The organism is Corallococcus aberystwythensis, assembly GCF_003612165.1.
Classification (GTDB): domain Bacteria; phylum Myxococcota; class Myxococcia; order Myxococcales; family Myxococcaceae; genus Corallococcus; species Corallococcus aberystwythensis.
Map to the genome: position 1 here is coordinate 1 of NZ_RAWK01000015.1, position 25,889 is coordinate 25,889.

General features: G+C 67.1%; 21 protein-coding genes, 1 tRNA gene and 2 pseudogenes. 14 read left to right on the forward strand and 10 right to left on the reverse strand.

All coding sequences use genetic code 11. The features are described from left to right. The 3 genes from D7W81_RS03935 to D7W81_RS03945 form a co-directional block, all read left to right on the forward strand. On the forward strand, positions 1-460 hold a 460-nt coding region (locus D7W81_RS03935), incomplete at its 5' end, for a hypothetical protein (RefSeq protein WP_120553963.1). A 109-nt stretch (positions 461-569) separates the two neighbouring features. Then, on the forward strand, positions 570-1,829 hold the full coding sequence (locus tag D7W81_RS03940; RefSeq protein WP_120553964.1) for a hypothetical protein: 1,260 nt from the start codon (positions 570-572) through the stop codon (positions 1,827-1,829). 14 nt (positions 1,830-1,843) lie between these two features. Then, complete coding sequence (locus D7W81_RS03945; RefSeq protein WP_120554007.1) at positions 1,844-2,452, forward strand: polysaccharide biosynthesis/export family protein; 609 nt, start codon at positions 1,844-1,846, stop codon at positions 2,450-2,452. On the opposite strand, the gene D7W81_RS03950 is transcribed toward D7W81_RS03945, so the two are convergent. The 6 genes from D7W81_RS03950 to D7W81_RS03975 form a co-directional block, all read right to left on the reverse strand. Beyond that, complete coding sequence (locus tag D7W81_RS03950) at positions 2,449-3,273, reverse strand: inositol monophosphatase family protein (RefSeq protein WP_120553965.1); 825 nt, start codon at positions 3,271-3,273, stop codon at positions 2,449-2,451. The genes D7W81_RS03945 and D7W81_RS03950 overlap by 4 nt on opposite strands. A 23-nt stretch (positions 3,274-3,296) precedes the next feature. Continuing rightward, complete coding sequence (locus D7W81_RS03955; protein WP_120553966.1) at positions 3,297-3,881, reverse strand: TlpA family protein disulfide reductase; 585 nt, start codon at positions 3,879-3,881, stop codon at positions 3,297-3,299. Between the two features lie 3 nt (positions 3,882-3,884). Continuing rightward, complete coding sequence (gene mpl, locus D7W81_RS03960; protein ID WP_120553967.1) at positions 3,885-5,354, reverse strand: UDP-N-acetylmuramate:L-alanyl-gamma-D-glutamyl-meso-diaminopimelate ligase; 1,470 nt, start codon at positions 5,352-5,354, stop codon at positions 3,885-3,887. 12 nt (positions 5,355-5,366) lie between these two features. Beyond that, on the reverse strand, positions 5,367-6,530 hold the full coding sequence (locus tag D7W81_RS03965; protein WP_120553968.1) for a serine hydrolase domain-containing protein: 1,164 nt from the start codon (positions 6,528-6,530) through the stop codon (positions 5,367-5,369). Continuing rightward, positions 6,527-7,441 carry a S66 peptidase family protein gene (locus D7W81_RS03970; RefSeq protein WP_120553969.1) on the reverse strand — a complete coding sequence of 305 codons (915 nt, stop codon included), beginning with the start codon at positions 7,439-7,441 and terminating at the stop codon, positions 6,527-6,529. The genes D7W81_RS03965 and D7W81_RS03970 overlap by 4 nt, the downstream gene beginning before the upstream one ends. Positions 7,442-7,610: 169 nt before the next feature. Further along, positions 7,611-8,804: an RsmB/NOP family class I SAM-dependent RNA methyltransferase gene (locus D7W81_RS03975; RefSeq protein ID WP_244226949.1), complete on the reverse strand. Its 1,194-nt coding sequence runs from the start codon at positions 8,802-8,804 to the stop codon at positions 7,611-7,613. Between the two features lie 141 nt (positions 8,805-8,945). Between D7W81_RS03975 and D7W81_RS03980 the strand changes: the two genes are divergently transcribed. The 9 genes and pseudogenes from D7W81_RS03980 (at position 8,946) to D7W81_RS04010 (ending at position 16,261) form a co-directional block, all read left to right on the forward strand. After that, positions 8,946-9,018, forward strand: a tRNA-Asn gene (locus D7W81_RS03980). A gap of 121 nt (positions 9,019-9,139) precedes the next feature. Then, positions 9,140-9,325 carry a hypothetical protein gene (locus tag D7W81_RS03985; RefSeq protein WP_120553971.1) on the forward strand — a complete coding sequence of 62 codons (186 nt, stop codon included), beginning with the start codon at positions 9,140-9,142 and terminating at the stop codon, positions 9,323-9,325. Between the two features lie 116 nt (positions 9,326-9,441). Then, positions 9,442-9,618: a hypothetical protein gene (locus D7W81_RS42220; protein WP_158621415.1), complete on the forward strand. Its 177-nt coding sequence runs from the start codon at positions 9,442-9,444 to the stop codon at positions 9,616-9,618. A 70-nt stretch (positions 9,619-9,688) separates the two neighbouring features. Continuing rightward, entirely contained in the window at positions 9,689-10,204 is a 516-nt protein-coding gene (locus D7W81_RS03990) for a site-specific integrase (protein WP_120553972.1), read from the forward strand. Between the two features lie 88 nt (positions 10,205-10,292). Beyond that, positions 10,293-11,115 (forward strand): IS5 family transposase gene (locus D7W81_RS03995; protein ID WP_244226950.1). Its coding sequence is split into 2 segments (ribosomal slippage): positions 10,293-10,646 and positions 10,648-11,115, totalling 822 coding nucleotides; the frame shifts between segments, so codons are not numbered across the junction. Between the two features lie 260 nt (positions 11,116-11,375). Then, a pseudogene (locus tag D7W81_RS44350) lies at positions 11,376-11,777 on the forward strand (FAD-dependent oxidoreductase); the annotation flags it as partial. A gap of 27 nt (positions 11,778-11,804) precedes the next feature. Continuing rightward, a complete protein-coding gene (locus D7W81_RS04000) occupies positions 11,805-14,837 on the forward strand; it encodes a P-loop NTPase (RefSeq protein ID WP_244226951.1) in 3,033 nt (1,010 codons plus the stop codon). Between the two features lie 696 nt (positions 14,838-15,533). Continuing rightward, on the forward strand, positions 15,534-16,040 hold the full coding sequence (locus D7W81_RS44355; RefSeq protein WP_120553975.1) for a helix-turn-helix domain-containing protein: 507 nt from the start codon (positions 15,534-15,536) through the stop codon (positions 16,038-16,040). Continuing rightward, complete coding sequence (locus D7W81_RS04010) at positions 15,974-16,261, forward strand: transposase (protein ID WP_244226952.1); 288 nt, start codon at positions 15,974-15,976, stop codon at positions 16,259-16,261. The genes D7W81_RS44355 and D7W81_RS04010 overlap by 67 nt, the downstream gene beginning before the upstream one ends. Here the strand turns inward: D7W81_RS04010 and D7W81_RS04015 are convergent. Next, positions 16,245-18,134 carry a bifunctional metallophosphatase/5'-nucleotidase gene (locus D7W81_RS04015; protein WP_120553977.1) on the reverse strand — a complete coding sequence of 630 codons (1,890 nt, stop codon included), beginning with the start codon at positions 18,132-18,134 and terminating at the stop codon, positions 16,245-16,247. The genes D7W81_RS04010 and D7W81_RS04015 overlap by 17 nt on opposite strands. 1,212 nt (positions 18,135-19,346) lie before the next feature. Here D7W81_RS04015 and D7W81_RS04030 point away from each other — a divergent pair. Further along, positions 19,347-22,262, forward strand: coding sequence for a cell wall anchor protein (locus tag D7W81_RS04030; RefSeq protein ID WP_120553979.1), 2,916 nt, complete (start codon positions 19,347-19,349; stop codon positions 22,260-22,262). Between the two features lie 1,201 nt (positions 22,263-23,463). Here the strand turns inward: D7W81_RS04030 and D7W81_RS44560 are convergent. The 3 genes and pseudogenes from D7W81_RS44560 to D7W81_RS04050 all read right to left on the reverse strand — a co-directional run. After that, positions 23,464-23,574: pseudogene (locus D7W81_RS44560) on the reverse strand (IS5/IS1182 family transposase); the annotation flags it as partial. Positions 23,575-23,650: 76 nt separating this feature from the next. Then, the gene (locus D7W81_RS04045; RefSeq protein ID WP_244226953.1) at positions 23,651-24,442 is read right to left on the reverse strand and encodes an SDR family oxidoreductase; all 792 of its coding nucleotides are present in this window, start codon (positions 24,440-24,442) and stop codon (positions 23,651-23,653) included. Further along, positions 24,439-24,744: a nuclear transport factor 2 family protein gene (locus D7W81_RS04050; RefSeq protein ID WP_244226954.1), complete on the reverse strand. Its 306-nt coding sequence runs from the start codon at positions 24,742-24,744 to the stop codon at positions 24,439-24,441. Before D7W81_RS04050 ends, D7W81_RS04045 begins: the two co-directional genes overlap by 4 nt. Before the next feature lie 86 nt (positions 24,745-24,830). Between D7W81_RS04050 and D7W81_RS04055 the strand changes: the two genes are divergently transcribed. Continuing rightward, complete coding sequence (locus tag D7W81_RS04055) at positions 24,831-25,733, forward strand: LysR family transcriptional regulator (protein ID WP_120553982.1); 903 nt, start codon at positions 24,831-24,833, stop codon at positions 25,731-25,733. The last annotated feature ends 156 nt before the right edge of the window (positions 25,734-25,889 follow it).

Genomic DNA, 25,889 nt, shown 5'->3' on the forward strand with positions numbered 1-25,889 from the left:
GGACAAGGCCGGTGACGTGCCGGACAGCCAGAAGCTGGAGCGCAGCACGCAGGCCCTGGGCGGCATGCGCGAATCCCTCCGTCAGGTGTTCGAAAAGGTGGAGGAAGCGCGGCGCACCAAGGACGTGGTGAAGCTCAACTGCGCCAACGAGAAGCTGACGCAGATCAAGGGCCTGTTGCGCATCTCCGAGCAGGCCGACGTGGCCCTCCAGGAGGCCGTCAGCAAGAGCGAGGCGGCGCCCGGCGAGCACGAGTTCACCAAGGTGATGATCGCCCAGCAGAAGGTGGGCCAGCTGCGCTCGGAGGCCGAGGAGTGCATCGGCCAGCTCGCCTTCCGCACCGACGAGAACCTCTTCGTGGAGGTGGAGGAGCCCGACAACCTGCCCGGCGGAGACCCCACGCGTCCCCCGCCGCCGCCGGACCTCATCGTGCGCCCGCCGCCCGCGAGCCCCGTGGACTGAGTGCCTGCTTCCTCCCACCCTTCGCGGTCCCGGCCCTGGACCGTTTGTTCCGATGGGGGAACCCGCGTGCTATGCCCGCCGTCCCACTGTCTGGAGCACCGCTGACACCATGAAGCAGCCTGGGACATTCCGTCTGGCCCTCGGGGCCCTGGCGCTCGCGGCGCTGCTGCCGCTGACGGCGTCGGCCCAGGCCTTCACGGGGGGACGGCCTCCGGGCGGCAACGGCCTCAAGGTGGGCAACGGGCGGCTGCACCCGACGCTGGACCTGGAGACGCGGCTGGACAGCGGCGTGGGCTACTTCCGCGCCGAGGGCACGGGCCCGCTGTCCCCGGACCTCTCCGGAGAGCTGGCCCTGCACATCCGCCCCGGGCTGCTGCTGGACGTGCCGTCCCCGAAGCTGGCCATCGCGCTGCGCGCCAACCTGGACTACGTGGCCTACACGGGTCTCATCACCGCGGGCTCCGGCGCGGCGTCGCACCTGGAGGGCACGGCGGACCTGGCGCTGAAGTTCGACCAGGAGAGCACGCTGTCCGTGGAGGTGGGCGACGCGCTGATGCGCTCGGACCGCACGCGCACGGCGGCGCTGGGCGCGGGCATCCTCAGCCTCTACAACGAGGCGTACGTCAAGGCGCAGTGGAAGCCCGGCGGCGGCGCGCTGGAAGTGACGCCGTCGCTGGCGTACGCGATGGAGTTCTTCGAGCCCCTGGGCGGCATGGCCCCCGTGGGCTGCACCGACGCCGCGTGTGATCCGCTCGCCGCCAGCCAGTTCAACTACGGCAACCTGCGGCTGGGCGCGGAGGGCCGCTGGCGCTTCCTGCCCAAGACGGCGGTGGTGGTGGACACGGGCCTGGAGTACCGGGGCTACTTCAACGACACCACGACGCCCAGCGCGGCCATCCTGCACGCCATGGCGGGTGTCTCCGGCCTGGTGTCGCCGCGCATCACGCTGACGGCCAAGGCGGGCTGGGCCCAGAACCTGGGCTCGAGCGGCGGAGGCACCATGGTGGCGCTGGCGGAGGGCACGTACCTGTGGGGCCCGTCGCTCACCGTGAAGGGCGGCTATCTGCGCGCCTTCGAACCGGTGGCCGCCTACGGCACCTTCAGTGACAACCGCGTCTACGCGGAAGCGCGGTCCGTGATGGGCAGCCGGCTCGCGCTGCATGCGATGGGCGCGGTGGACTTCCTCTCCTTCGCGGGCGGCCGGAGCGACACGCTGGTGACGCTGGACCTGGGGCCGGAGTATCAAATCCGCCCGTGGCTCGTGGGCGCGGTGGGCTACATGCTGGGCACGCGCTCCTCCTCGCTGGGCGCCGCCGGGCTCAACTACACCCGCCACGAAGGCTACGCGCGGGTGTCCGTCTCCTACTGATGCCTTCCGCGCGCATGCGTCCCTCGCGGCTCATCCTCCCCGTCCTCCTCTCGCTGCTGGCCGCGTGTCACGCGGACACGCGTCCGCCGCCGCCTCCGCCCACGCCCGCGTCCTCCACGGAGGCCGCGGCGACGTCCGGCGGCAGCCTGGGCCCCGGCGACGTGGTGGAGGTGCGAGTCTTCCAGGAGCCCGAGCACTCCGGCACCTGGCGCGTGTCGCCGGAAGGCACCATCGACTATCCGCTGTGCGGCAAGGTGGAGCTGTCCGGCCGCACCGCCAGCGCCGCGGCGGATGCGCTGCGCGACTGCCTGGCGCGCTACCTGCGCCGCCCGCAGGTGTCCGTGCTGGTGCGCGAGTACAACTCGCAGAAGATCTTCGTCTTCGGCGAGGTGCAGAAGCCCGGCACCTTCCCCGTCACCGGCGAGGTGTCCATCATCCAGGCCATCACCCTGGCCGGTGGCTTCACCAAGCTGGCGGCGAAGAACAACACGCTCGTCACGCGCGTGGTGAACGGGCAGGAGCGCAAGATTCGCGTGCCCGTGGAGGACATCGGCGTGGGCCGTGAGCGCAACTTCCTGCTCCAGGCCGGCGACATCGTCTTCGTGCCGGAGAGCTTCTTCTAGTCGCGCGGCGTCCAGCCGATTTCATCCAGGAAGCGCTTCGCCTGGGTCATCAACTGGGGCGCCAGGTTCGCGCCGCTCGCCAGCACGTCGCCCTTGAGCACGTCGAAGGGCCGCCCGTCGATGTGCACGATGACGCCGCCGGCCTCCGCCACCAGCAGGCCGCCCGCGGCGATGTCCCAGGGCTTGAGGCCGAACTCGAAGTAGCCGTCGAAGCGGCCGGCCGCGACGTACGCCAGGTCCAGCGCGGCGCTGCCGGTGCGGCGCATGCCCTGCGCCAGGAGGATGAGCTGGGAGAAGAGGCCCACGGGCAGGTCCGGACGCTCGCGCACATCGTAGGGGAAGCCCGTGCACAGCAGCGCCCGCTCCAGCGTGTCCGTGGGGCTGGCCTTCAGGGGCACGCCGTTGAGCGTGGCGCCCTCCCCCTTCGCGGCGGAGAAGAGCTCGTCGCGCATGGGGTCGTAGACGGCGCCCGCCACCGTGCCCTCCGGTCCCTCCACCGCCACGCTGACGCAGAAGTGCGGCACCTGGTGTGAGTAGTTGGTGGTGCCGTCCAGCGGATCCACCAGCCAGCGGAACGTGTCCGTGCCCTGCGTCGCGCCGCTCTCCTCCGCGAGGATGGCGTGGTGCGGGTAACGCTGGCGCAGGAAGTCCAGGAGCGCGGCCTCGGAGGCGCGGTCCGCGTCCGTCACCAGGTCGATGCCGCCCTTGAACTCGATGGTGCGGTGCTGCGGGAAGCGCTCGCGAAGGATGCGGCCGGCCATGCGCGCGCCCTCCTCCGCGGTGCGGCGCAGCGCGGCGGGCGTGTCCGAATCGTGGGCCATGGATGCGTGTCCCTCGGGTGCGTTCAGGAGGCGGGCTCGGCGAGCAGCTGCTCGATCTCCGTCTGGAACTGCTGGAGGAACTCCTCGGCGAAGCCCTCGTGCACGTGCCGCACGACGCCCTTGCGGTCAATCAGGAAGGTGGTGGGCATCAGCCGCACCTTCAGCAGGCGCTCGGACACCAGCGCGTTGGTGTCCAGGAGGATGGGCACCTCCACCTTCGCCTCCTCCAGGAAGGCGGGAATGGCGCGCACGTCCTCGTCCACGTTGAGCGCGTACGCCTTGAAGCCGCGCGCGCCGTACTCCTTCTGCAGCTGCGCGTACATGGGCAGCGCGTCCTTGCAGGGCTCGCACCACGAAGCCCACACGTCCAGGAGGACCACCTGCCCCCGGTCGCTCTTCAGGTCGTACGGGGTGTTATCCGGGTAGTGCTTCACCTGGAAGGACAGCGGCTGGCCCGGAGCCCGGTTCGACGACTCCAGGGCGGAGCTGCTGGTGCGCGGACCGTCACCGGTCCGGTCCGTGAGCGGAGGCAGCGACGAAGACGGCGACGAGGCACAGCCCATGGCGAACGCCAGGGCCCCCAGCGAGACGAGGAACGGACGGCGCATGGCTCAGGTTCCCTTCCCCGCCCGGGCCTTCAGGGCGGTGAGCAGCTTGTCGATGAAGCCCCCGAAGGAGCCATTGCTCATGACGAGCAGCACGTCACCGGCCTTCGCTTCCGAAGCGACGCGGTCCACCAGCGTCTGCACGTCGGTGGCGCCGTCCGCGGCGATGCCCTGGCCCTTCAGCGCTTCAATGAGCTTGGGGACGTTGAGTTCCTCGCCCTCGGGCACCTTGTCGTGGCGCTCGGGCACCTTGAGGCTGGCGCGCGCGGCGCCGGGGAAGGCGTGCGCGTAGTCCTCCTGGTGGATGTTGCGGCGGCTGGTGTTGGAGCGCGGCTCGAAGATGGCCCACAGGCGCCGGTCCGGGTAGCGGTGGTGGATGGCGGCGATGGTCTCCCGCACGGCCGTGGGGTGGTGCGCGAAGTCGTCCACCACGAGCACGCCGTCCACCTCCGCGCGCACCTCCTGGCGGCGCTTCACGCCCTGGAAGGTGGACAGGCCCTGCTGGATTTCCGCGAAGGTGAGGCCCAGGCCGCGCGCGGCGGCGATGACCGCGAGCGCGTTCTCCACGTTGTGCGCGCCGGACATGGGCAGCGTCACGGTGCCCAGGTCCTGGCCCTTCTCCATCACGTTGAAGCGGGCACCCTCGGGGCCGAAGGAGAGATTCTTCGGCGTGTAGTCCGCGTCCGCGCCCTCCTTGGCCACGTAGGTGCTGACGGGCGCGGTGCCCTCGCGCGCGATGCGCACGGCGTTGGGGTATGCGGCGCAGACGACAAGCTGGCCGTCCTTGGGCACCAGCCGCACGAACTTCTCGAACGTGGCCTCGTAGTGCGGCAGGTCGCGGAAGATGTCCGCGTGGTCGAACTCCACGCTGGTGACGATGGCGGTGCGCGGGCGGTAGTGCAGGAACTTGGAGCCCTTGTCCCAGTAGGCGGTGTCGTACTCGTCGCCTTCGACGACGAAGTGCGGCCCCTTCCCCACGCGGTAGTTGCCCGAGTAGTTCTGGGTAACGCCGCCCACGAGGAAGCTCGGGTCCTTGCCCGCGGCCACCAGCACGTGGGCCATGAGCGAGGACGTCGTCGTCTTGCCATGCGTGCCGGCGACGACGACGGAGTGCGAGCGGTCCAGGAAGAGCGAGCCCAGCGCCGCGGGGAAGGACATCTGCTTGAGGCCCCGCTCGCGCACGGCGGTGGCCTCCGGGTTCACCCGGCGGATGACGTTGCCGATGATGACCAGGTCCGGCTTCGCCGCGTCCAGGTTGGCGGGCGAGTACGGGCTGCTGGCGGGGATGCCCCAGGTGCGGAGCATGTCGCTCATGGGCGGGTAGACGTTCTCGTCGCTGCCGGTGACGTCGTAGCCGGCGGCCTTGAGCATGCCGGCGAAGGAGCCCATGCCAGTGCCGGCGACTCCCACCAGATGGATGCGGCGCACGGACTTCGGGTCGAGGGTGTCGAGGACGTTGCCGTTGTCGTCAGCCATGCTGCGGTTTCCTCAGGGGAGGACGTGGAGGTCGAGCGCCTCCACGACGAGCTCGTGGAAGGCGGGGCGGAAGTCGCGGATGCGCAGGTCCTGACGGCCCTGGGCCACGCGGTTGGTGATGAGCGCGACGACGAGCGACCGCCTCAGGTCCACCCAGAGGCTGGTGCCGGTGAAGCCCAGGTGGCCCACCGCGCCCGGAGGCGTGTCGCCAATGAATCGACCCGCGCTGGAATGGCCCTTCGACGGAGAGTCGAAGCCCATGGAGCGAGTGCTGCCCGCCACGAGCGGATCCGTGGCGAGCGCGCGGTGCCACAAGGGCCCCGGAGCAATCGCGGCATGCGTGCCCGCGGCGCCTTCCAGCACGGCCTGGCCGAAGCGGGCCACGTCCACGGCGGTGCCGAAGAGGCCCGCGTGTCCGGCGACGCCGTCCAGCACCCACGCGTTGTCGTCGTCGACTTCAGCGGGCCGGGACGGCTGGGAGGGCACGTCCTTCCACAGCGACTCCTGGCCGGGCGCGGGCTCACGGGGGCGCATGGCGCCGGTGCGCGCGGTGGCGCCGTCGGTGGGGAAATCCGTGAGGCGGTGGAAGCGGGCCTTCAGGTCCAGCGGCTCCGCGACGTGGCGGTGGAAGAGCACGTCCAGCGGGGCGCCACCGGCCCGGGCGAGGATGTCGCCGAGGAGGATGAAGCCCACGTCGCTGTACACGGACTTCGTGCGCACGGGCGCATCGAGCGGCGTGGCGGCGGCGGCGTGCAGCACCTCCGCGTGGACCTGCGCGCGGAGGGTCGCGGGGCACGCGGCGTCGAGCAGCTCCGGGTGGGCCTTGAGTGCCTCCGCGAAGAACGGGGCGAAGGGAGGCAGGCCGGAGCGGTGGTAGAGCAGGTCCGCGACGGTGACGCCCGCGTCGCCCGCGGGGGAGCCGGGGAAGTAGCGGGACACGAGCGTGTCCGGGCCCACCTTGCCCTCGGTCCACAGGCGCAGGAAGAGCGCGGTGGTGGAGAGGACCTTCGTGAGCGAGGCCAGGTCGAAGCGCGTGTCACCCGTCACGTTGCCAGCGACGCCGCCGAAGACCTGGATGCCCTTGTGGAGCACCACGGCCTGGGCGGCGGGAAAGATGCCCAGCTCCACGCCGTCATCCAGCACGGCCTGGAGGTTGGCGATGGGGTGCTGGCTCATCCGGGGCTCACCGCGCCTTCGAGGAACGTGAGGCGCGCGGCGTCCGCGTCCAGGCGCACGCGGGTGCCCAGGGCCACGGGGTAGTTGATGGCGCCATGGCCAATGGGGAAGCCCGCGGCGCAGGGCAGCTTCGCGTCCCGGGCCAGCTCGCGCAGCACGTCCGCGCTGGAGTAGTTCGCGTCCTTCTCCTCGCAGGCGGTGAAGTCACCCAGCACGATGCCGCGCACGCGGGAGAAGACACCGGCGAGCCGCAGGTGGGTCCACATGCGGTCGAGGCGGTAGGGGCGCTCGGTGACGTCCTCCAGGAGGAGCACGGCGCCATCCAGCGGTGGCATGTACGGCGTGCCCAGGAGCCGGGAGAACACGGACAGGTTGCCGCCCACGAGGACGCCCTCGGCGGTGCCGGGGACGTAGGTGGCGTTGCCGGTGAGGGGCGGCGGAGCCTCCGCGGATTCGAGCAGGCGGAAGAAGTAGTCGTGGACCTGGGTCGACTGGCGGCCCAGCTGCGTGAGGACGGGCGCGTGGAACGAAACGCGGCCCAGCGCCTGGAGCGCGCAGTGGATGGACGTCAGGTCGGAGAAGCCGGTGAAGGAGACAGGGCCGGCCTTGTCGAGCGGCAGCTCCGGCAGCAGGCGCGAGCTGCCATAGCCACCCCGGGCGCAGAAGATGGCGCGGGTGGCGCGGTCGAGGAACGCCTGGGACAGCTCCTCCTGGCGGCGGGCGTCATCCCCGGCGAGGTAGCGGTGCGAGGCGCCGATGTCGGGCCGGACCACTGGAGCGTAGCGCTCGGAGAGGATGCGCAGGCCAGCCTCGAAGGGGGCCTGTTCGAAGGGACCCGCGGGGGCGACGACTTGCACCGTGTCGCGGGGACGGAGCGGAAGGGGCTTGAGCCAACGCACGCAGCGCTTCATAGCACCCGGTCCAGGGGCGACACGGTGTTTCAGGGAGGCCGTGGCCCGAAGCGTTGAGTACCGCAGGACGGAGGAACGAGGCTCCGTGGAGCGCTCGGACGCCTGCCCGTCGCCGGAGGGGAGCCGGCCAACTGGTCCGACTGTCGGACCAGTTCAGGACCGGGCCGCCCTACCCCTCCGCGCTTCGTTCGAGCACCGCCGCGAAGAACCCATCTGTCCCATGGCGGTGGGGCGTGACCAGGAGGAACCCGTCCTGAAGGCACGCGTCCGGAAGCCACCCGGCGCCCGGCCGGACCAGGCGGAAGTTGGGGCGGGAACGGAGGAAGTCCGCGACCACGTCCTGGTTCTCCGCGCGGTTGACGGTGCAGGTCGCGTAGACGACCCGGCCGCCCGGACGAACGACATCCCCGGCGCGGGCCAGGATGTCGCGCTGGATGGCGGCGTACTGGGAGAGCGAGTCCGGGCCGAGCCGGAAGCGAAGGTCCGGGCCCCGGCGCAGGGAACCCAGCTCGGAACAGGGCACGTCCGCGAGGACGCGGTCGGCGTTCAGCCCCGGCGAAGGAAGCGTCCGGAGCACCTGGACGCGGGTGAGCCCGGCACGGGAGGCGCGCTGCTGGAGCCGGTCCAGTCGCTCCCCATCCGGGTCATAGGCCATGAGCCGGCCGGAGTCCGCCATGGCGGCGCCCAGTTGGAGCGTCTTCCCCCCTGCCCCGGCGCACAGGTCCAGCACGGTCTCTCCGGGCCGGGCCTCCACGAGGAGCCCCAGGAGCTGGCTGCCCTCGTCCTGGACCTCGAACAGGCCCTCGCGAAGGGACGGCAGGGCGTAGAGGTTCGGCCGGGGCCCGTCGACATGAAGGGCCAGCGGGCTCCAGGAGCCAGGGCGGGTCGCGACGCCCTCGGAGGCCAGGCGCGCGGCCAGGTCCTCACGGGAGATGCGGGCCGGGTTCACCCGGAGCGTGATGGGCCCCGGGACGTTGAGGTGGGCACAGAAGTCCTCCGCCTCCGTGCCCAGCTCCCGGGAGAAGTGGTCCGCGAGCCAGTCCGGAAGGGAGGCCCGGAGCGCAAGTAACGGAGGCGGTTCAGTCCTCAAAGGCACCGGAGCTTCCAGCCCGGCCCACGACGCGGCATCCCGGGCTGGAACGCCCGCGAGGCCATGCAGGAGGGCGAAGAGGAGCTGGGACGGCGGCGCGTCCGGAGCGTCCAGGAGGAACCCCAGGCGGCGGCGCCAAAGGCCCACGTTGAAGACGGCCTCCTTCAGCGCCTGGCGCCCTTCGCGGGACAGGTCGCGGTGGGCGCGCAGGGTCCGGTCGAGGACGCGCTCGGCGGGGTCCCCCGAGAGGACGCGGGCAAGCGCGTCGGACACGACGGGACCGAGCCCCTGGAGCGCGGACCAGGGCTGCGAAGTAAGCCGGGAGATCGGGTCGAACAGGACAGTTGACAGGGCAGGCTCGGTTCTCTAGAAGTCGCATCCGTCTCGGCAACGCACCGCCGCGACGGGACATATTCCCCGATAGCTCAGCTGGTAGAGCGGGTGACTGTTAATCACCATGTCCGTGGTTCGAGTCCACGTCGGGGAGCAAGATTCCTGAAGAAATCCGGGGCCTTGGACAACAGTCCAGGGCCCTTTTCTTTTGCCCTCCCCTCCCCGTGGGCAAAATTTGGGCAACCCCCCATGGGTTTTCCCCAGTAGAGGCGCTCATGGGGAAGGACGCGGCCAGCGAGGCGGGCAAGTGGTACGCGGAGACGTGGGACGGAGGGTACGTCCGCGTCGATGCGAAGGGCCGCAAGGTCTACGTCATCCGCCGGATGCTCAACGGGAAGACGTACAAGGTCAGCACCCGCGCACACCCTCCGCGCCGCGATGGAGCAGCTCAAGCGGTTTGAGGCCGACCCTGACGGCTACAGCCCGGCGGGTGCTCCACAGGAGCAGCCCCTCTACCTCGACGCGGCGCTCGCCTTGGAGTTCCTCACCCACTCCCGCGACGTGGACAAGAACGGGGGTGCGCTGGGTGAAGAAGCAGCAGGGCTACCTCGCGTGGTGGGCCGACCAGCTCAAGGGCCGGAACCTGCGCAAGCTCACCCTCCTCGATGACATCCTGCCGGCGCTGAAGGGCCAGAAGGCTCGGGCCACCGCATCGCGGTGCTCAGGCGCGTCTACAGCTACGTGCGCAAGGTGAAGCACGTCCTCACCGTGGCCGAGGACCCGACCTTCGGCCGGCTCTCCGTGCCGCAGGCGAAACCCGAGCAGTGGAAGCGCATGAAGGCGATTCCCCGGGAGCACTACCTTCTCTCGTCCGCGAGCACCTGGCTGGCTATTGGCGGGATGCCCTGGACATCCTCGCCGGTACCGGCTGGCACGTCAGCGAGCTTCAGCGGTTCGCGGAGGATGGCCGCGAGGAACCCTACCCGCGCCATGGCGATGCTGAAGGCGTGGCCGGCGTGCTCGTGTGCCCTTCGTACAAGAACGGCGAGGAGCTGCGCACAGGCGCCTCGACCGAGGAGGTAGACGCGGCGCGACGGCTGCGTGAGCGCGGCAGCCTGTCCATCGGGAAGTTCGGCCTCGCGGTGAGGGCCGCGTGCAGGGCAGCGGGCATCCCGGAGGTCAGCCCTGGCCGCTTCCGACACTTGGTGGCGACGTGGGCCATCAACCAGGGAGCAGAGCCCGCCACGGTCGCGGCGTTCCTCAACCACAAGAGTCCAAGGACAACGATGCGCTTCTACGCGACGCACGCCATACCTAAGAAGATCCCCACGTTGCGGTGAGGGGCGATTTCCTAAGAACCTATTTCGGTAGGGAAGAAGGCTGGCCTCCTGCCGGGTTGAAGAGGCAGGAGGACGAGCCCATGGGGTAGTGAAAAAGGACGACGGCTGGCGGGTACCCGACGAGCGATGGCGACGCATCGAGCCGCTCCTGCCAGCTCGGCCAGAGCACCCGCTGGGCTGCCACAATCCACGAGTGCCCGACCGACAGGCCCTGGATGGCATCCTCCTGGTGCTGCGCACGGGGATGCAGTGGGGCGCGTTGAAGGCCACGGGCCTGTGCCATCCGTCCTCGGCCTACCGACGCTTCCGGGAGTGGTTGACCGCGGGCGTCTTCCGCGAGTTCTGGCGTCAGGGGCTGCTCGCCTATGACGGCTTGGCGAAGATTGATTGGCGGTGGCTGGCGCTGGATGGGACCCAGGGCAAAGCGCCGCTGGGCGGGGAAAAAAACCGGTCCCAATCCCACCGACAGAGCGAAACGAGGTACCAAGCGGAGCCTGCTGACAGACTCTCGTGGCGTCCCCCTCGGCCTCGTGGTCGCTGGCGCCAACACGAACGACTTCAAGCTGGCGCGCTCCACGCTTGAATCGATTCCAGTCCGAAGGCCTCTGCCGAATCGAAGCCGTCGTCAGACTCTCTGCGTCGACCTGGGGTATGCCTTCAGGCCTGTACGTGAGCTGGTCCAGGAGTATGGCTTCACGCTCCGAGCGCCGAGACGGCGCTCCCAACTCAGTCCCAGGAGCGCACGGCGTCGGCGTCCTTCGCCACGATGGGTCGTCGAGCGAACCCACTCCTGGCTCAACCGCTTCCGACGCCTGCTGGTGCGCTGGGAGAAGCGAGAGGACACCTACGTCGCGATGCTGCACTTCGCGCTGGGCATCATCACCTGGTTCCACTCGCTCCTACCGAAATAAGCTCTAAACCGCAGGCCGGTGGTTCGAATCCAGCCAAGCTACTCGCCCTGCTTCCCTGGTTCCTGGAAGCAGACTTCTTCTGTCAGGCGGCGTTCATCGCTCAAGGCGCAAAACCCGGCCATTTCAGTTCCCTCAAGCCGAAATGCCATGCGTCGCGGCCACGTAGCATGGCCCCAGCGGGAGTTGGAGCCTTGTGCCTCCGTCATTCGTAGGTAAAAGACGGAGTACTACGGCCAGCGAAAGCTCAAGAGGTACGACGAATGCCAGCGGGAGACGGAACGCAGCCGACGACGGAGGAGATTCTTGAGCTGCTTGGGAGCAAGCAGAAGCCTGGCCTATTTGTCCTCGGAAGCCTTGAAGGGCGCGTGACGCTCTACTCCCAGCAGTGCAGAGCGTTGAATCTGGTGCATGCGCTCCGAGTGACGGGCAAGCTTGCACCCAGGAATGGTCAGCCGGTCCGCGTCGCGGTCATCGGAGCTGGTGTGGCGGGATTGACCGTTTCGGCGGCTCTGACAATTCGAGGGGCACATGTCACTATTCTAGAGCGGCGCTCGCGGCCGCTGACCATCCAGCTGGGCTGTAACACTCGATGGATCCATCCTCACATCTATGACTGGCCGGCTGAAGGCTGGGACCAGAGTAATGCAGGGCTCCCTGTTCTCAACTGGTCAGCAGGGTGGGCGGGGGACGTGGCGAAAGCCCTGAATGAGCAATGGCGAGCACTGGTCAGCCATTTCAAGGGCGCTGATCATGGGCAGATCAAGGAGCTGTTCAACGTCGAGTCCCTCTATATTGACCTCAGCCCATCGAACCCGCCTTGGGACTTGACCTGGAATGCGCCTGGGCATGGTGGCGGGAGCTTCGACATCGTCATCTTCGCCGTAGGGTTCGGAGAGGAACAGGAGTCTGCGCACTCGGAATCATACTGGCGGAATGATCACCTTCATCAACTGGCAACGAAGCTCCCAGGACGTGTCCTCGTCTCCGGCTGCGGCGATGGTGGCTTAACCGACACTCTTCGGCTGTGCGTTCGCGACTTCGAGCACGATCAAATTCTCAGCCTGCTCTCCGGCCCCTGGCTGGAGCGAGTCCGCCCCAAGATTCTCGAAGCCGAGCTTAAGCAGGGGAGCGCAGGAGACACCGGAGGTGATCGAGAACTCAACCAATTCTATCGTGAGCTTTCGGTGGAGGAGCCCGAGGAACTCCTTCGTGGCCGCGTACAGAATCTGAAGGAGGTCGTTCTCAATGGCCGCTCCCGTCTCCCCTTCGACCGTGGCAGCGCTTCACTTAATCGGTTCTTGGTATCACGCCTGATGCGGCTTGGACTTCCCTATGAGTTTGGTGAGGTGCAACAGCCGATCAAGCAGGATGAGAAGGGGCAGTACACCATACAATTCAACCGGCTTGGGAACATCAGCGCACCTCATGTCTTTTCCAAAATGGTGCTCCGTCACGGACCCGCGAAACCGACGCCGCTTCAGCAATTTCCCGACGTTCTTGCATGTCTGAACCTCGGAAAGGAGTCTGTCGATAAGCTTCGCCTCGTGACGGATAGAACGCGGTTCAAGATCTGGAGAGATGAAGACTTCCAAGCGCCCCGAGAGGCCGTGCTCCTATCGAAGTCCGCGTCCCTGAATCCCCGCGTCGAAGACCCTGCTCATTCTCCGGCGACACTGGTCGGATGGCTGACGCTGGATCGGGAGTTCTTCGACAAGCAGCAGATATCAAGCGAGCGGGAGTTACTCCCTTTCTTCGAGGGACGGGATCCTCTCTGGCGAGACATTGTCTCCGGGCGGTTGGCTGAGCGGCAGCAGGTGGAGACCATTGTCAGAAACCTCCATGAGAGGCTGGATGCCCCGGCGAAGAGTTTTCTGAGCCGCATCATCGGTCCAGGGGGGGAAGGCAAGTCGACGATTCTCATGCAAGCGGTTCGCCGACTCGTGTTGGAGAAGCCTGAGCTTGCGGTTCTTTGGCGGGATGATCCCGAGGTGTCACTGCTGGCAGATGAACTGATAGCGCGACTGCCGCGAGACAGACCCGTCTTGCTGGCCTCCGACAATGGGCATGAACTGGCTCCACAACTGGACCGCATCATGCGAACTGGCCGCTTCCGCGCATACCTGAACGAGCGAACCCATCCTTTACATATTCTGCTCTGCTCGACAGAGTTGTACTGGCAGCGTGCTGCACCACACCTGTCGACATGGCGTCAAGCCCTGGAGGTCCTGGATCCATTCAGGGTACAGGGGCTCCATAAGGTGGATGCGGGCCTCATTGTTGGGTGCTACGAGGCCCTGCAGGATCCTGTTGCTCGCCAACATGCCCAGGGCATTCTGGCAAATATTGCGAGCCATGATGAAAAGGTCGCGGCCTTGGTGGATAGCGCCCGGCATCGCAAGGAGGAGGAGAGCGAAGGAGCTTTCCTTGGAGCCCTCATCGAAGGGCGGACCGGCAAGTCCCTGGAAACCCATGTGCATTCCTTGATGGAGCGAATGCAAAAGAGCACAGGTGAGGCAGGTCATAATCTGCTCTCCCTGTATCTTCATGTCGGGGCGTTCCAGTCGCTGGGGCTTGGCGGCGTGGATCGGGATGTGCTTGCGCAAGCCTTGGACATCCGTCCTGAGAGATTGCAGCAACTGGTTCGCGAGCCTCTGTCAACGGAGATTGAGGTGACAGGGCTTGGGAGTAGTCAGCGCTTCAAAATCCGGCATGACATGCTCGCCAAGGTTGCATTGAGTTATTCTCGCGAGAACGACTCGATGCGAGGCTTCAGACAGGAGGCGTATACCAACCTTGTTGAAGCCGTATCCACTTTGTACCCGGATGGTTGGAAGAATCCGAGGTTGAGGCGAATCCTCTTCCTCTCATCCGAGTTCGTCAAACGTGAGCCGGAGCTTGCCGTGGCACTGGCTGAGGCTGTGCGCATCAGCCAACCCAACGATCTGTTCCTGCTCTCTCACCTAGCGTTCATCCATCGCGAATCCACGAAGTCGAACCCTTCTGGGGCGAAAAGAGGCGCCACTCTGCTATCGGAGGCATATCGCCAGTTCTCTGGCTCCAGTAGGAATGCCAATGCTCACATAAGAGCATTGATATTCGAGTGGGCCACTTGTGTGGGTTTATCGGACCAGACGGTCGAGTCTGCGGCGGGCAACTTGTTCCTAGCCCTGCTATCGGTATCCGATGCTTTTTCAGACGAACCTCTGACCCACGAGCAAGTAACGAACTCGCTCGCAGGATCCGGGCGTGCCTTGATGGATCTGCAGGATCGTGGTGCGTTTCCCCTCGCCAAGAAGGGGTTCGCTGCGCTGACTGCGCTGAAAGTTCGATTGAAAGGAAACCAGCAAACCACTCGCTTCTTTGACGAGTTCGCGAAGCGGGCAGATTCGAAGGCCATCAAGAATCCAGATGGGGCGACTGATGTGCTGGAGGCGTCGTTGGAGGATGTCTGGCCTCTGGTGTCGGAAGAACTCCGGCAGCAGCTTGAGAGTCTGAAGACAACTGCCTCCTTGGAGATGCTACGCGCGAACATCCGCAACTCCCCCAAGAACCAGACGCCTTGGGCTAACGCTCCGAGGAAAAAGGAGGAAGCGCACACTTCGTCCCAAGGGAAGGAGCCTCGTAGCAACCGTAATTCGTCCAAGAGGGCAACGGCTGGCAAGCCAGCAAAGACTCCCAGGAAGCTCCCCTCTCCAGCGCCGCGACGCAAACACAGAAATTAGCATGACTGAAGCGCCACCTCGACAGTCTTCGAACCCAGAAGCCCCGCTCTGGAACCACCAACTTCAGTCCCACGCCAACAACGGCGGCCAGAACGTTGCCCAGGTTATCCATGACGTAGAACACGACGACAAACAATGCCCCCGAATGCCTCTTCCTTGACGATTTACAGCTCCTAACAAATGCCAGGACAGAGGCGTCGTAGGAGCATGACGCAGCAGCCGAGGACGAGGACTTCGAATCCGCCAAGAACGAGGTGGGCCTCGCCGACTATGAGGTGCGCACCTGGACGGCCTAGCATCGACATATGACATTGCGCCTGGTGGCCCACGTCTTTCTCGCCGCCGCGCGTGCCGTGGCCAATCATCAACTCCAGGAGGGACTGCCCCCAAAAGCGCTCGGCCTGCCGAGGCGCAGAAACCCCATGCGCGCGTTTCTCGCCCGGCGCGGCCTTCACTGACAGCCCTCGTCCGCTACTCCGTCCAGGAAGTGCGAGCGCTTCTGGTAGCGCTATTGCGGCGCGTGGCGGCTCCACTTGCCTATGTCCTGGCGTGGAGTCGCTGGCGACGCCACCACCAAGCCGTGGCCATGCAGTGCCACTACCGGGCCCGAAAGGCGCGGTTCAAACTGCAGCTGTAGGAGTAAGGGTGAACGAGGCGGTGCGTGAGCGCCTGCGGGAGATTGGTCGCTCAGCAGATGTGGATGCGGACGAGCGGGACCGAGTGCAGATGGTCCTGCTTGCCGCCGAAGGCTGGCGTGCGCCGCGCATCGCGCGCCACCTGGGCGTCAGCGACAAGACGGTGCGTCGGCTGCTGAAGGGTTGGCGCATGCAAGGTGAGCAGGCTCTCTTCAAGAAACTGCCCGGGCCGGCGCCTGATTCTGAAAAAAGCCCGAGAGGGGAAATTAGACCTCTACTTCATGGACGAGTGCGGCTTCAGCCTGACGCAGCCCACTGGCTACAGCTGGGCCGCAGGCGGCACGCGCAAGCTGGGCCGTACGAGAATCCTCAGCGTCGACGGGTCAACGCGCTGGTGGCGTACCGCCCGGCAGGAAATAGGCCCGGACTGCGCTTCCTGGTGCGCCCGCGCACGAAGTGGTGCACCTGCTACGCCGATTGCCCTCCGGCTTATGCCCCTGCGTGGTCGTACTGGACAACGTGGGCATCCACGTCGCCCATCGGGTGCGGAAGGCGGCGCACGCGTTGAGCCCCAAGGGGCTGCGCCTCTTCTACCTACCGGCGTACTCGCCGCAGCTCAACGACGTGGAGGCCGTGCTGCAAGTGGTGAAGCACTACGAGTTATCTGAGCGCAGCTACGTCACCCTCGATGACTTGTTGAGGGCCGTGCGGCGCGCACTGCGCCGCCACCACCTGCGACTTCACTCCCCTGGACAACATCTATGTCCGGGCCTTAGGGCAGCATGGTGATGCGGTTGAGCGCGGGGGCGGGCAAGGGGCTCGCTTGGCTGCTGTGTGCCTTCAGGTATGCCTCCAGCGCGTCGCTGTCCACGGCGCCACCCAGCCGGTTCGTCCCCTCGGCGAACACCTGGAAGCCATCACCCCCACTCGCGAGGTAGTTGTTCGCGGTGACGCGGTAGTTCGCCGCCGGGTCCACCGTCACGCCGTTGATCCGGATGGACGCCGGGTCGACGCGGCTTCCGACGGGCGCCGACGCGCTGAACGCATAGGTGAAGCCCGCCGACGGAAGTAGCATGAGGGTGGCTCCCGACGGCCGCCACTGCCGCTCCAGCAGTTGCTCGATTTGCGCGCCCGTCAGCGTCAGGGTGACCAGGCTGTTGCCGAACGGCTGCGTGGTGAAGGCCTCGCCGTAGGTGACCTCGCCCTGGGCGATGCCCGCGCGCATGCCGCCCGGGTTCATGAAGGCCACCTGCGCCCCACCCAGGTTCGCGGGCTTCGTCGCCTCCAGATGCGAGTCCGCGATGACGAAGCCCAGGGTGGACTGGCCCGCGGAGTCCGTCTGTGTCCTGAGCGTCTGCGACACCCATCCGATGACCCGGTTGGCCCTCGGCGTGACGAGCTCCTGGTACTTCGTCACCAGCTCCTTCACCGCGCCGACCTCCTGCACGTCGCGAGTGACGATGACGTTGTTCGCTCGTGCCTCCACGACGTCGCCCGTCGCCTTGCTCAACGTCAGGTCGATGTCCGTGACGAGCTGCCCCATCGACGAGGCGCTCGTGACGACCTTGCCATCGATGACGCAGTTGTAGGCCTGATGCGTGTGGCCGCTGACGATGACATCCACCGCGTCGTTGAGGCCCTTGGCCATGCCCACGATGGCACCTGAGATGAGGCCGTCCGCACCCGCGCCCTTGCATTCGTTCACCAGCGAGCCCGAGGTCGGAATTCCGCCCTGGTGCACCACCACGATGATGGCTTCGACGCCCTGCCGCCGCAGCTCCGGCACCAGCGCGTTCACCGTCTGCACTTCGTCCTTGAAGGTGAGCCCCGCCACGCCCGTGGGTATGACGCTTTCCGGCGTGTTCTCCAACGTCATGCCGATGAAGGCCACCTTCACGCCCTCGAACTCGCGCACGTCGTAGCGGGGGAACAGCGTGCGGTCCACGCCCGTGGCCACGTTGGCCGCCAGGAACTTGAACTTCGCGCCCGGGAAGCCATCCCCGTCCTGGCAGCCATCCACCGGGTGGCAGCCGCCCGACTGCATGCGCAACAGCTCCGTGCTGCCCTCGTCGAACTCGTGGTTGCCCACCGCGACCAGGTCCAGGCCAATCAGGTTCATCGCCTCGACGGTGGGCTCGTCGTGGAAGAGCCCCGACAGCAGCGGGGAGGCGCCGATGAGGTCTCCCGCCGCTACCACCACCGTGTTCGGGTTGGTGGCCCGCAGGGCCGCGATGTGCCGGGCGAAGTACGTCACGCCGCCCGCGTTCACCCGCACCGGTCCACCGTCGGGGGCCACGCCCGTCAGAATCTGGCCCGCGGGCTCCTCGAGCTGCCCGTGGAAGTCATTGAACGCAAGCACCTGCACGCTCACCGTGGTGGGGCCCGAATCGGGAGTCCCCGCGTCGGGTCTCCCCGCGTCCGTGCCGGAATCCGGGGGCGGCACCTGGCCGGAATGCTGCTCACAGCGCGTGTCCCCGCAGACCCACTCCGTGTTCGAAGCCGGCGGTCCCTTGTCTTCACGGCAGTCGGCGGCGTCCTGGCACTCGTCACCTCCGCAGCCGCCCTGGGCGAAGAGGAACATGCCGGTGACGAACGCTCCGGCGAGCAGGAAGACGCTGGGACGCGCGTCCAGAAGTGACGAGCGCGGTGTGGCTTGTGGCATCGACGGAACTCCACCGAACAGGGAGGGAGAACCTACTTTGGTTCGTGGACGATGGCGCGACTTCATGGCGGCACGGTGAAGCTCGCGTCCCGACTTCGTCTCGACACGGGTCTGCGGCTGCCGCTCGTACTCATGGCGCGGATGGCTGCGCTTCGTTGCCACACAGCAGCAACTCCGCGGGACCTCCGGTGCGACCCACCAGGACGGCCACCTGACCGTGCGCGCGACCGAAGCGCTCCGCCTCTCCGCGCCAGGCGAAGCCAGTCTCGGACGACACCGCCGGGACGCTACGGGGCCACGCAGGTAGACGGTGCGCACCGGCAGGCCCTCATGGACCTCACGTTGACCTGCCTCTTCGATTCCGACCCGTGAGCCCTCGGCCTCCACGAGCAAACCGAAGATGACGGCGTAGCGCGCGGCCTTCCTGCTCCACATGCTCTCCGACGACTTGTCGAGCTGAGAGAAGTCTGCGGAGGCTCGATCTGATGGGTTTCCGCAGCGGTTCGATACCTGGCGGTAGGTGTGAGCGAACTCGACGAGCGAGTCTGGGACGAGCGTGGCGTGAAGCTGATTGCCCCACACCGCAGGGGCCGCAAGCGCAAGGCCCTCAGGACGGGCGCGAGCCGCGGCGCTACGAGCGACACTGGAAGGTGGAACGCTACTTCGCCTGGCTCCGCTTCTTCCGGCGCCTCGTCACCCGCTACGAGGTGAAAGCCGAGAACTTCCTCGGGTTTCTCCACCTCGCTTGCGCCCTCATCGCAGCGGCACAAACACAGCACACTCCAATCGACTCCCTCTTGGTCGGACGCCCGCAGAGCAGGGCCTCCAAGGGCTTCGTGCCCCACGAGCTCGACGAAGCCCACAGTTCCAGGCACGCTCCAAATCACAGGATGTCAGCACCGTTCTGCTGACGTCACGAGCCGGTCACAGCCACGGTCACGAGGCTTGCCTGGAGGCCCACCCCGCGGGGTGCCGACCGCCCTTCGGCCCTTGCACCGTGCGCAGATATCTTTGGGCTTCGCGTTCTCCAAGCACTCCGCGTGACCGCATGGACAGGACTGCCACCTTCTTTCGATGACACCCGACGATCCCAACCATTTCACGGCAGCTTTCCCGTGTCATGACAGTCGATTGCGCTTCGCACTTCGGGGCCCTTCACATGGCCGATTCCCGGACCTCCAGTCCAGTGAGTCGACACCCGATCGAAACCCCATGACCCCATTCCGAAGTCTGTGGCTCGCGGCCGCCCTACTGATGGCCGCCTGTGGAACGACTGAGCTCGCGCAGCCCGACGACGTACAGGATGCGACGACGGCCCAGGGCCTTTCCACGCTCTCCGTGCGAGGAACCACCAGCGCGAGCGGCCTGGCCACCACCACCCTCTCCATCCCCACCCCCGTCGGTACAGCCGCCGGAGATGTGCTGGTGATGCAGCTGAGCAATCGCGAGGCCGTCACCGCTGTCGCCACCCCACCCGCTGGCTGGACGCTGCTGCGCTCCGAGCAGAGCGCCTCGGCCATCAAGTCCTGGCTCTTCCTCCGCGTGGCCAGCGCGGCCGAGCCGAGCAGTCACACCTTCACCCTCGACCTCGCCAGCTCCATGGCGGCCACCCTGGTCGCGGTGTCAGGCGCGGATCCGCTCCAGCCGATCGACGTGCACGTGGGCCAGAAGAATGGCAACAGCGCGAGCCTCGCGCTGCCCGTCGCCACCACGTCGTCCGCGAACGGCCTCGCAGTGTGGTTCTCGGCCCAGGTCTGGGGAGGCGCCGCGTGCCCCGCGGTCCACACCCCTCCGACGGGCTTCACCGAGCAGCTCGACACCTGCCTCGTCTCGTCGTCGCGCGGCGTGCTGCACAGCGCCGCCACCTCGGAGCTCGGGGCCGCAGGTGCCCAGCCCGCCTTCACCGGCAGCTCCACGCTCCCCAACACCAACATCACGCACGCGGTGGTGCTGCGTCCCCTCCAGCCGCCGGCCACCGGGGAGATCACCCTCGTCGGCACCACGCACGCGAGCGGCAAGACGGTCACCAGCCTGACCCTCTCGACCCCTACGGGCGTCGCCGCCGGTAACGTGCTGCTGGCGCACCTTGCGAACCGGAACCAGATCGGCGCCGAGCTCACCCCGCCTGCGGGTTGGACGCTGGTGCGCACCGACATGAGCACCTGGAGCATCCGCGGCTGGGTCTTCGTCCGCGTCGCCACCGCCAGCGAGCCCGCGAGCCACACGTTCCAGAGTTCCATCGCGAGCAACCTCGTCGGCAACCTCGTGGCGTATGCCGGCGTCAATCCGGCCAACCCGATCGACACGCACGCCGGCAAGAGCAACAGCGGCTCGACGGCCTTCACGACGCCGCAGCTGAGCACCTTGACCGCGGGCGGGGCTGCCGTCTGGTTCGGCGCGCAGGCGTGGACCGGCGCCGCGTGTCCGTCCCCGGCGATCGAGCCCCCCGTGGGCTTCGCCGAGACCTACGACACCTGCCTGGTGTCCTCGTCCCAGGGCCTCGTCTTCAACGCCGCCTTCATGCCCCTCGCCGGTGCCGGCATCCAGGGACCGTTCAACGGGAGCTCGACGTTCGCCGAGACCAACGTCGCGCAGGTCGTCGTCCTTCGCCGCGCCGAGGTCGCACCGTCCTCGGGGGTCGCGTTGCGTGGGAGCTCGCGCCACAGCGGCCTGTCGCTCGCTTCGCTGTCGATCCCCAAGCCGTCGGGGACCGAGGCCAACGACGCGCTCATCGCGCGGGTGACCGTGCGCAACAACATCTCCGCGACCGTCACGCCGCCCGCCGGCTGGACGTTCCTGCGCTCGGAGCAGAGCGCCTGGGCCATCCGCACCTGGATCTTCTACCGCGTCGCGGGCGCCTCCGAGCCCGCGAGCTACGCGTTCGGACTGGACGCGGCCACCCACATGGCGGGGAGCGTGGAGGCCTTCAGCGGCGTCGATCCGGTCCAGCCAATCGACGTGCACGCAGGCCAGAAGAACGGCGACTCCGCGTCGTTCACCGTGCCCGACGTGGTGAACGGCAGCGCGGGTGGCCTCGCCGTCTGGTACGGCTCACAGGTCTGGCCGGACGCCACCTGCCCTGCCACCGGCATCGAGCCGCCGCTCGGCTTCACCGAGGCCTTCGACGCGTGCCTGGGTCACGCCAACGGACTGCTCTTCAATGCGGCCTACCGGTCGCTCACCGCGCCGGGCCTCCAGACGGGCCTCTCCGGCAGCTCCGCGTTCGTGCAGACCAACACCGCGCACGTGATCGTCCTGCGCGCCGCCAACGCCCCCAGCTGCATGGTCGGCGACACGTACGCGAGCACCTTCACGCTCCAGGGCACCGTGACCGCGCCGGAAATCGTGGAGCCCTCGGGCCTGGCCGCGAGCCGCGTGGTCGGCAACGCGCTCTACGTGCACAACGAGGACACCACCGCGATCGTCGCGATCAACACCCTCAACGCGAGCACGATCGGCACGTTCAACGTGACCAACGTGACGCCGGCCGACTGGGAGGACCTCGCGACCGGGCCCTGCCCGAGCGGCTCGTGCATCTTCATCGGTGACATCGGGAAGTGGAGCGCCAACTTCCCTCCGGGTGGCAGCCCCACGTCGTTCACGATCTACCGCGTGCCCGAGCCGGATCTCGCCAACGGCCAGACCTCGGGGGGGCTCGTCGCCGAGGCCCTCCCGTTCGTCTATCCGGACGGCGCGAAGGACGCGGAGTCGCTGATGGTGCACCCCACCACCGGGGACATCTACGTCGTCACCAAGAACGGGGACACGGGGCAGAGCGGCGTGTACAAGTTCCCCCAGCCGCTGACGCCGGGCGTGCAGGCCACGCTGATCCACGTCCACACGATCCAGCTGCCGCTGAACGGAGACGCCAACTTCTCGGCCGCGACCGCGGCGGCGATCCACCCATGCGCGGATCGCTTCCTCCTTCGCACCTACCGCACTGTCTACGAGTTCCGTGCGACGCCGGGACTTGGCTTCGAGTCGGCCGTCTTCGCGACGCCCGTCACGCTGACCGACACCTCCGAGGGCCAGGGTGAGGCGATCGAGTACGAGGCCAACGGCGCGAGCTACTTCACGATGAGCGAGAGCCCCTCGCCCTTCAGGCTCAAGCGCGTGCCCCTGCGCTAGGACCGCGTCGACACGCCGAGGAGCAAGGCCGGTCGTGGGGCACGTCCCCATCATGGCCGGCCTTGCTGTTCCGAGCTGGGAGCTCGCGCTCGGCGCCGCCGTTCACGTGGTCGTACACACTCGACGAGAGTGGCTTCGGAGAGGACGGCGGGTACGCGTCCGATTGGGTCGACTTCAAGCTCGGCCCCCTCCCCTTCCCGCTCCCCAACACCGAGGCTCGCAAGCGCGCGGTGCGCTTCCACGATCTGCACCACGTCTTTTCGTGGACCGAAATGCGACCGCTGGAGGGGAGCACACGCGAGACGACCTCTACCCCTCTGCTGGCTTGTTGGCGGGAGTGTTTCCGAACCACTTTGCGGATGAGCATGAGGCCATAAGCTTCATGCTCGAGCTACAGCCCAGCCCGGAACATTCCCAGCCCTAGCGAGCAGGAACGAACCACTACCTCACTCCGTAGCTCGCCATCGCGTTCGCGACTTCAACACCCGACGCACCTGGGCCCGTAGCTGTTCAGGCGCAAGGCATTCTATGAGACGCCCGTAGAGGACCGCGCGGGGCTTGTTCCGCACGCCCCGCGCAGCTCCGACCTCCTCAAGCAGACTGAGAGCCTCGGAGCGCCAGAGCAGCCGGGCAACCGAAAGCATCTGCTGCTCTGGATTTCGCGCTGCGAACCTGTGGGCTTCGACATGCACCGCACTTCCCGCTACCGCGCGCGCGATACTCAAGCCCAGGCACCGGCAGATCGAAACCATGGACGGGAGGTCACCCACGGTGCAGTTTGCGGACATTGAATCGAGCCCCGATTGAAGGGCTCGCCCAGCGCCTCTTTGAAACCGCTGGATATCACTCGGTTTTCGGCCCTCAGAGAGTTTGAGTCCTCTCAGAGAAAAGCCGAGAACGAGTTCGCGCAGGACTTCATTCGGGGAGCAAAAAAGAAGGCCCTGCCCTTACCCGGCAGGGCCTTTTTGTTTTCCACGGGCCTCGCGATGAACACCGCAGGGCCTTCGTGCTCAAGCCGCTGAATCCCCAGGGATTTTTCTCGCGGTGCTGAAGAGCGCGCGCTGGCAGGGCGCAGCCCGTATGGCGGGGGGCCCGGCCGTCGATTCGGCTGGCCCGGCGCACGTCCCGCGTTTGGGCCACGTGCGGAGTCATCCGTCGCGCCCGTACCGCTTCCACGAAGCACTGCACGTCATACCCGGCATCCTCTGCGCGCCAGCCTCGACTCCGGGTCGGTCGTTGACGCGTGCGCGGCGTTGCTTCTCTTCTCGCCGTGGAAGTCGACGGTGGGGTTGCCCTTGTCGTCCGGAGGCTCCTGGCTCACCAGGTCAGGAGGAGACCCTGCTCCGGTGCGGGAGGTCGTCCCCGCACCGGAGTCTTTCAGCAGCCTGCTAGCTCACGGGCACCGTCCCGCCGTCGATCACGTACTCCGCCCCGGTGATCGCGCTCGCTCGGTCCGAGACGAGAAACCCGATCAGTTCGGCGACCTCGGCCGGACGCGCGGGGCGCCCGAGAGGAATTCCGCCGAGCGAGCGCATCACGAGCTCCTTCGCGCCCGCCTCGTCGGTGCCGTTCTTCGCCGCGATCTCGCTCATGAATCCGACGGAGGCCTCGGTCTCGACCCAGCCCGGTGACACGCGATTCACGCGCACGCCCTGCGGCGCGACCTCCTTCGAGAGGGCCTTGCTGTAGTTCGAGAGTGCGGCCTTGGCCGAGGCGTACGCGGTCGTCGCATCATGAAGCGGCATCTGCCGCTGGATCGACGTCACGTGCACGACCGCGCCGGTCCGGCGCTCGCGCATTCCGGGGACCAGTGCCCGGTCGAGACGCACCGCCGCCATCAGGTTCAGGTCGATCGTCTTCTGCCACGCGTCGTCGTCGAGGACGGAGAAGCCGCCCGCCGGCGCCGACGTTCCACCCACGACGTGGACCAGGATGTCCATTGCTCCGGCGGCCTTCACGACGCGCGCGCAGCCCTCGGCCGTGGCGACATCGGCGGCGATGAAGCCCTCGCCCGTTCCCTCCCGCGCGGTCGTCAGCACTATCGCGCCGGCCGCGCGCAGCCATGCGACCACCGCCTTGCCGATGCCCTTCGTTCCGCCCGTCACGAGCGCGCGCTTACCCTCTAGCTCTCTCATCACGTCATCTCCTTCCGCAGGGTTGAAATGGGCATCGCGGCTCACGCGCCGATGCTCAAAGCCGCGATCCGATCGCCCTTCATCCGGAACGCAAAGGTGAGCGTGATGGGACTGCCGGGAAACCGGCCCGTCACTTTCGCGCGAACCTCGCAGGCATCGTCCTTCGCGTTCACCTCGATCGGCTGCGCGACGGCCTGATACTTCACCTGGGAGTCACGCCACCATTCGTCGATGGCCGCATGCCCGACATGCCGATGTCCCTCATCCTCGACAACGGCATCGGGCGCGAAGGCGTGGAGCGGCGTGGCACTGTCCGCGTCGAAATAGGCTCGAATCGATGGGTGCATTGTCATGACCCATGAAGTAAGCCCGCGCGATTGCCCGCTCAATAGGGACAAAATAGGATGCGACATCCCGAACTACAGGACTATCGATGTATCAACCCGGACTGAATGATCTCGATGCCGTCCTCGCCGTCGCTCGCAGGAGCTCGTTTCGCGGCGCTGCCCTCGATCTCGGGATGTCGACGACGGCGATGAGCAGCGCGATCGCGAAGCTCGAAGCACATCTTGGCGTCCGCCTCTTCAACCGCACGACGCGCAGCGTCTCGCTGACCGACGCCGGCAGAGCGTTCGTCGAACAGGTGGCTCCGGGACTCGAGGACATCCGCGGCGCGATGGACGCGGCTCGCTCCCAGCAGGCAAAGCCGTCCGGCATGCTGCGCATCAACACATTTGCGACAGCGGCGCGCGAGATCCTCGCGCCACTGGTGCTGGAGTACCTCCGCCGCCATCCGGACGTGCATGTCGACGTCGTGACCGAAGGCCGGCTGGTCGACGTTGTCGCCGAGGGGTTCGACTTCGGCGTGCGGATGGCGAACCTCGTGCCCACCGACATGATTGCAATTCCGCTGGGAGAGCCCCAACGCCATGCCATCGTCGCTTCGCCGGCGTACCTGAAGAAGCACGGTCGGCCGCGCGTCCCATCGGACCTCTTCCGTCATCGGTGTATCCGGGTGCGCTTGCCGAACGGCAGCCTTTTCCGGTGGGAGTTCCGTAAGCGGGGGCAGACGGCCCTGATCGATGTGACGGGGCCCATCACGCTGGACGAGGCCAGCCTCTCGCGGATCGCAGTCCTGGAGGGCATCGGACTCGGCTTCTTCATGGAGCCGGACGTGCGAGGCGACATCGAAGCGGGACGCCTCGTTCGCGTGCTCGAGGACTGGACACCGGAGCTCGCTCGGCTCTGCCTCTACTACCCTGGTCGGCGCAATTCCTCGGCCGCACACACTGCGTTCGTCGCACTGGCCCGCGAAGTCGCGGTAGCTCGCAAATGAGGCTCGCAGAATGAAAAGTCATGAGCATCCTGCGGGAAGACCGAAAATGCATAAAAAGGAGTGCCGCAATGGCAGCCGCCGGAGAAGCGCTCGGGTCCGTCCACGCTCATCCCGCTTTGCGACGAAGGTGGAGCGCCTGCACGCCGGACTTGAACC

Coding starts and splice junctions, on each gene's coding strand:
- D7W81_RS03955 (WP_120553966.1), bottom strand. CDS start 3,881: ATGCGCCGTCCGTTCCTCGTCTCGCTGGGGGCCCTGGCGTTCGCCATG.
- D7W81_RS03940 (WP_120553964.1), top strand. CDS start 570: ATGAAGCAGCCTGGGACATTCCGTCTGGCCCTCGGGGCCCTGGCGCTC.
- D7W81_RS04015 (WP_120553977.1), bottom strand. CDS start 18,134: ATGCCACAAGCCACACCGCGCTCGTCACTTCTGGACGCGCGTCCCAGC.
- D7W81_RS04050 (WP_244226954.1), bottom strand. CDS start 24,744: ATGCACCCATCGATTCGAGCCTATTTCGACGCGGACAGTGCCACGCCG.
- D7W81_RS04055 (WP_120553982.1), top strand. CDS start 24,831: ATGTATCAACCCGGACTGAATGATCTCGATGCCGTCCTCGCCGTCGCT.
- D7W81_RS03985 (WP_120553971.1), top strand. CDS start 9,140: ATGGGGAAGGACGCGGCCAGCGAGGCGGGCAAGTGGTACGCGGAGACG.
- D7W81_RS03950 (WP_120553965.1), bottom strand. CDS start 3,273: ATGGCCCACGATTCGGACACGCCCGCCGCGCTGCGCCGCACCGCGGAG.
- mpl (WP_120553967.1), bottom strand. CDS start 5,354: ATGGCTGACGACAACGGCAACGTCCTCGACACCCTCGACCCGAAGTCC.
- D7W81_RS03965 (WP_120553968.1), bottom strand. CDS start 6,530: ATGAGCCAGCACCCCATCGCCAACCTCCAGGCCGTGCTGGATGACGGC.
- D7W81_RS03970 (WP_120553969.1), bottom strand. CDS start 7,441: ATGAAGCGCTGCGTGCGTTGGCTCAAGCCCCTTCCGCTCCGTCCCCGC.
- D7W81_RS03945 (WP_120554007.1), top strand. CDS start 1,844: ATGCGTCCCTCGCGGCTCATCCTCCCCGTCCTCCTCTCGCTGCTGGCC.
- D7W81_RS04030 (WP_120553979.1), top strand. CDS start 19,347: ATGACCCCATTCCGAAGTCTGTGGCTCGCGGCCGCCCTACTGATGGCC.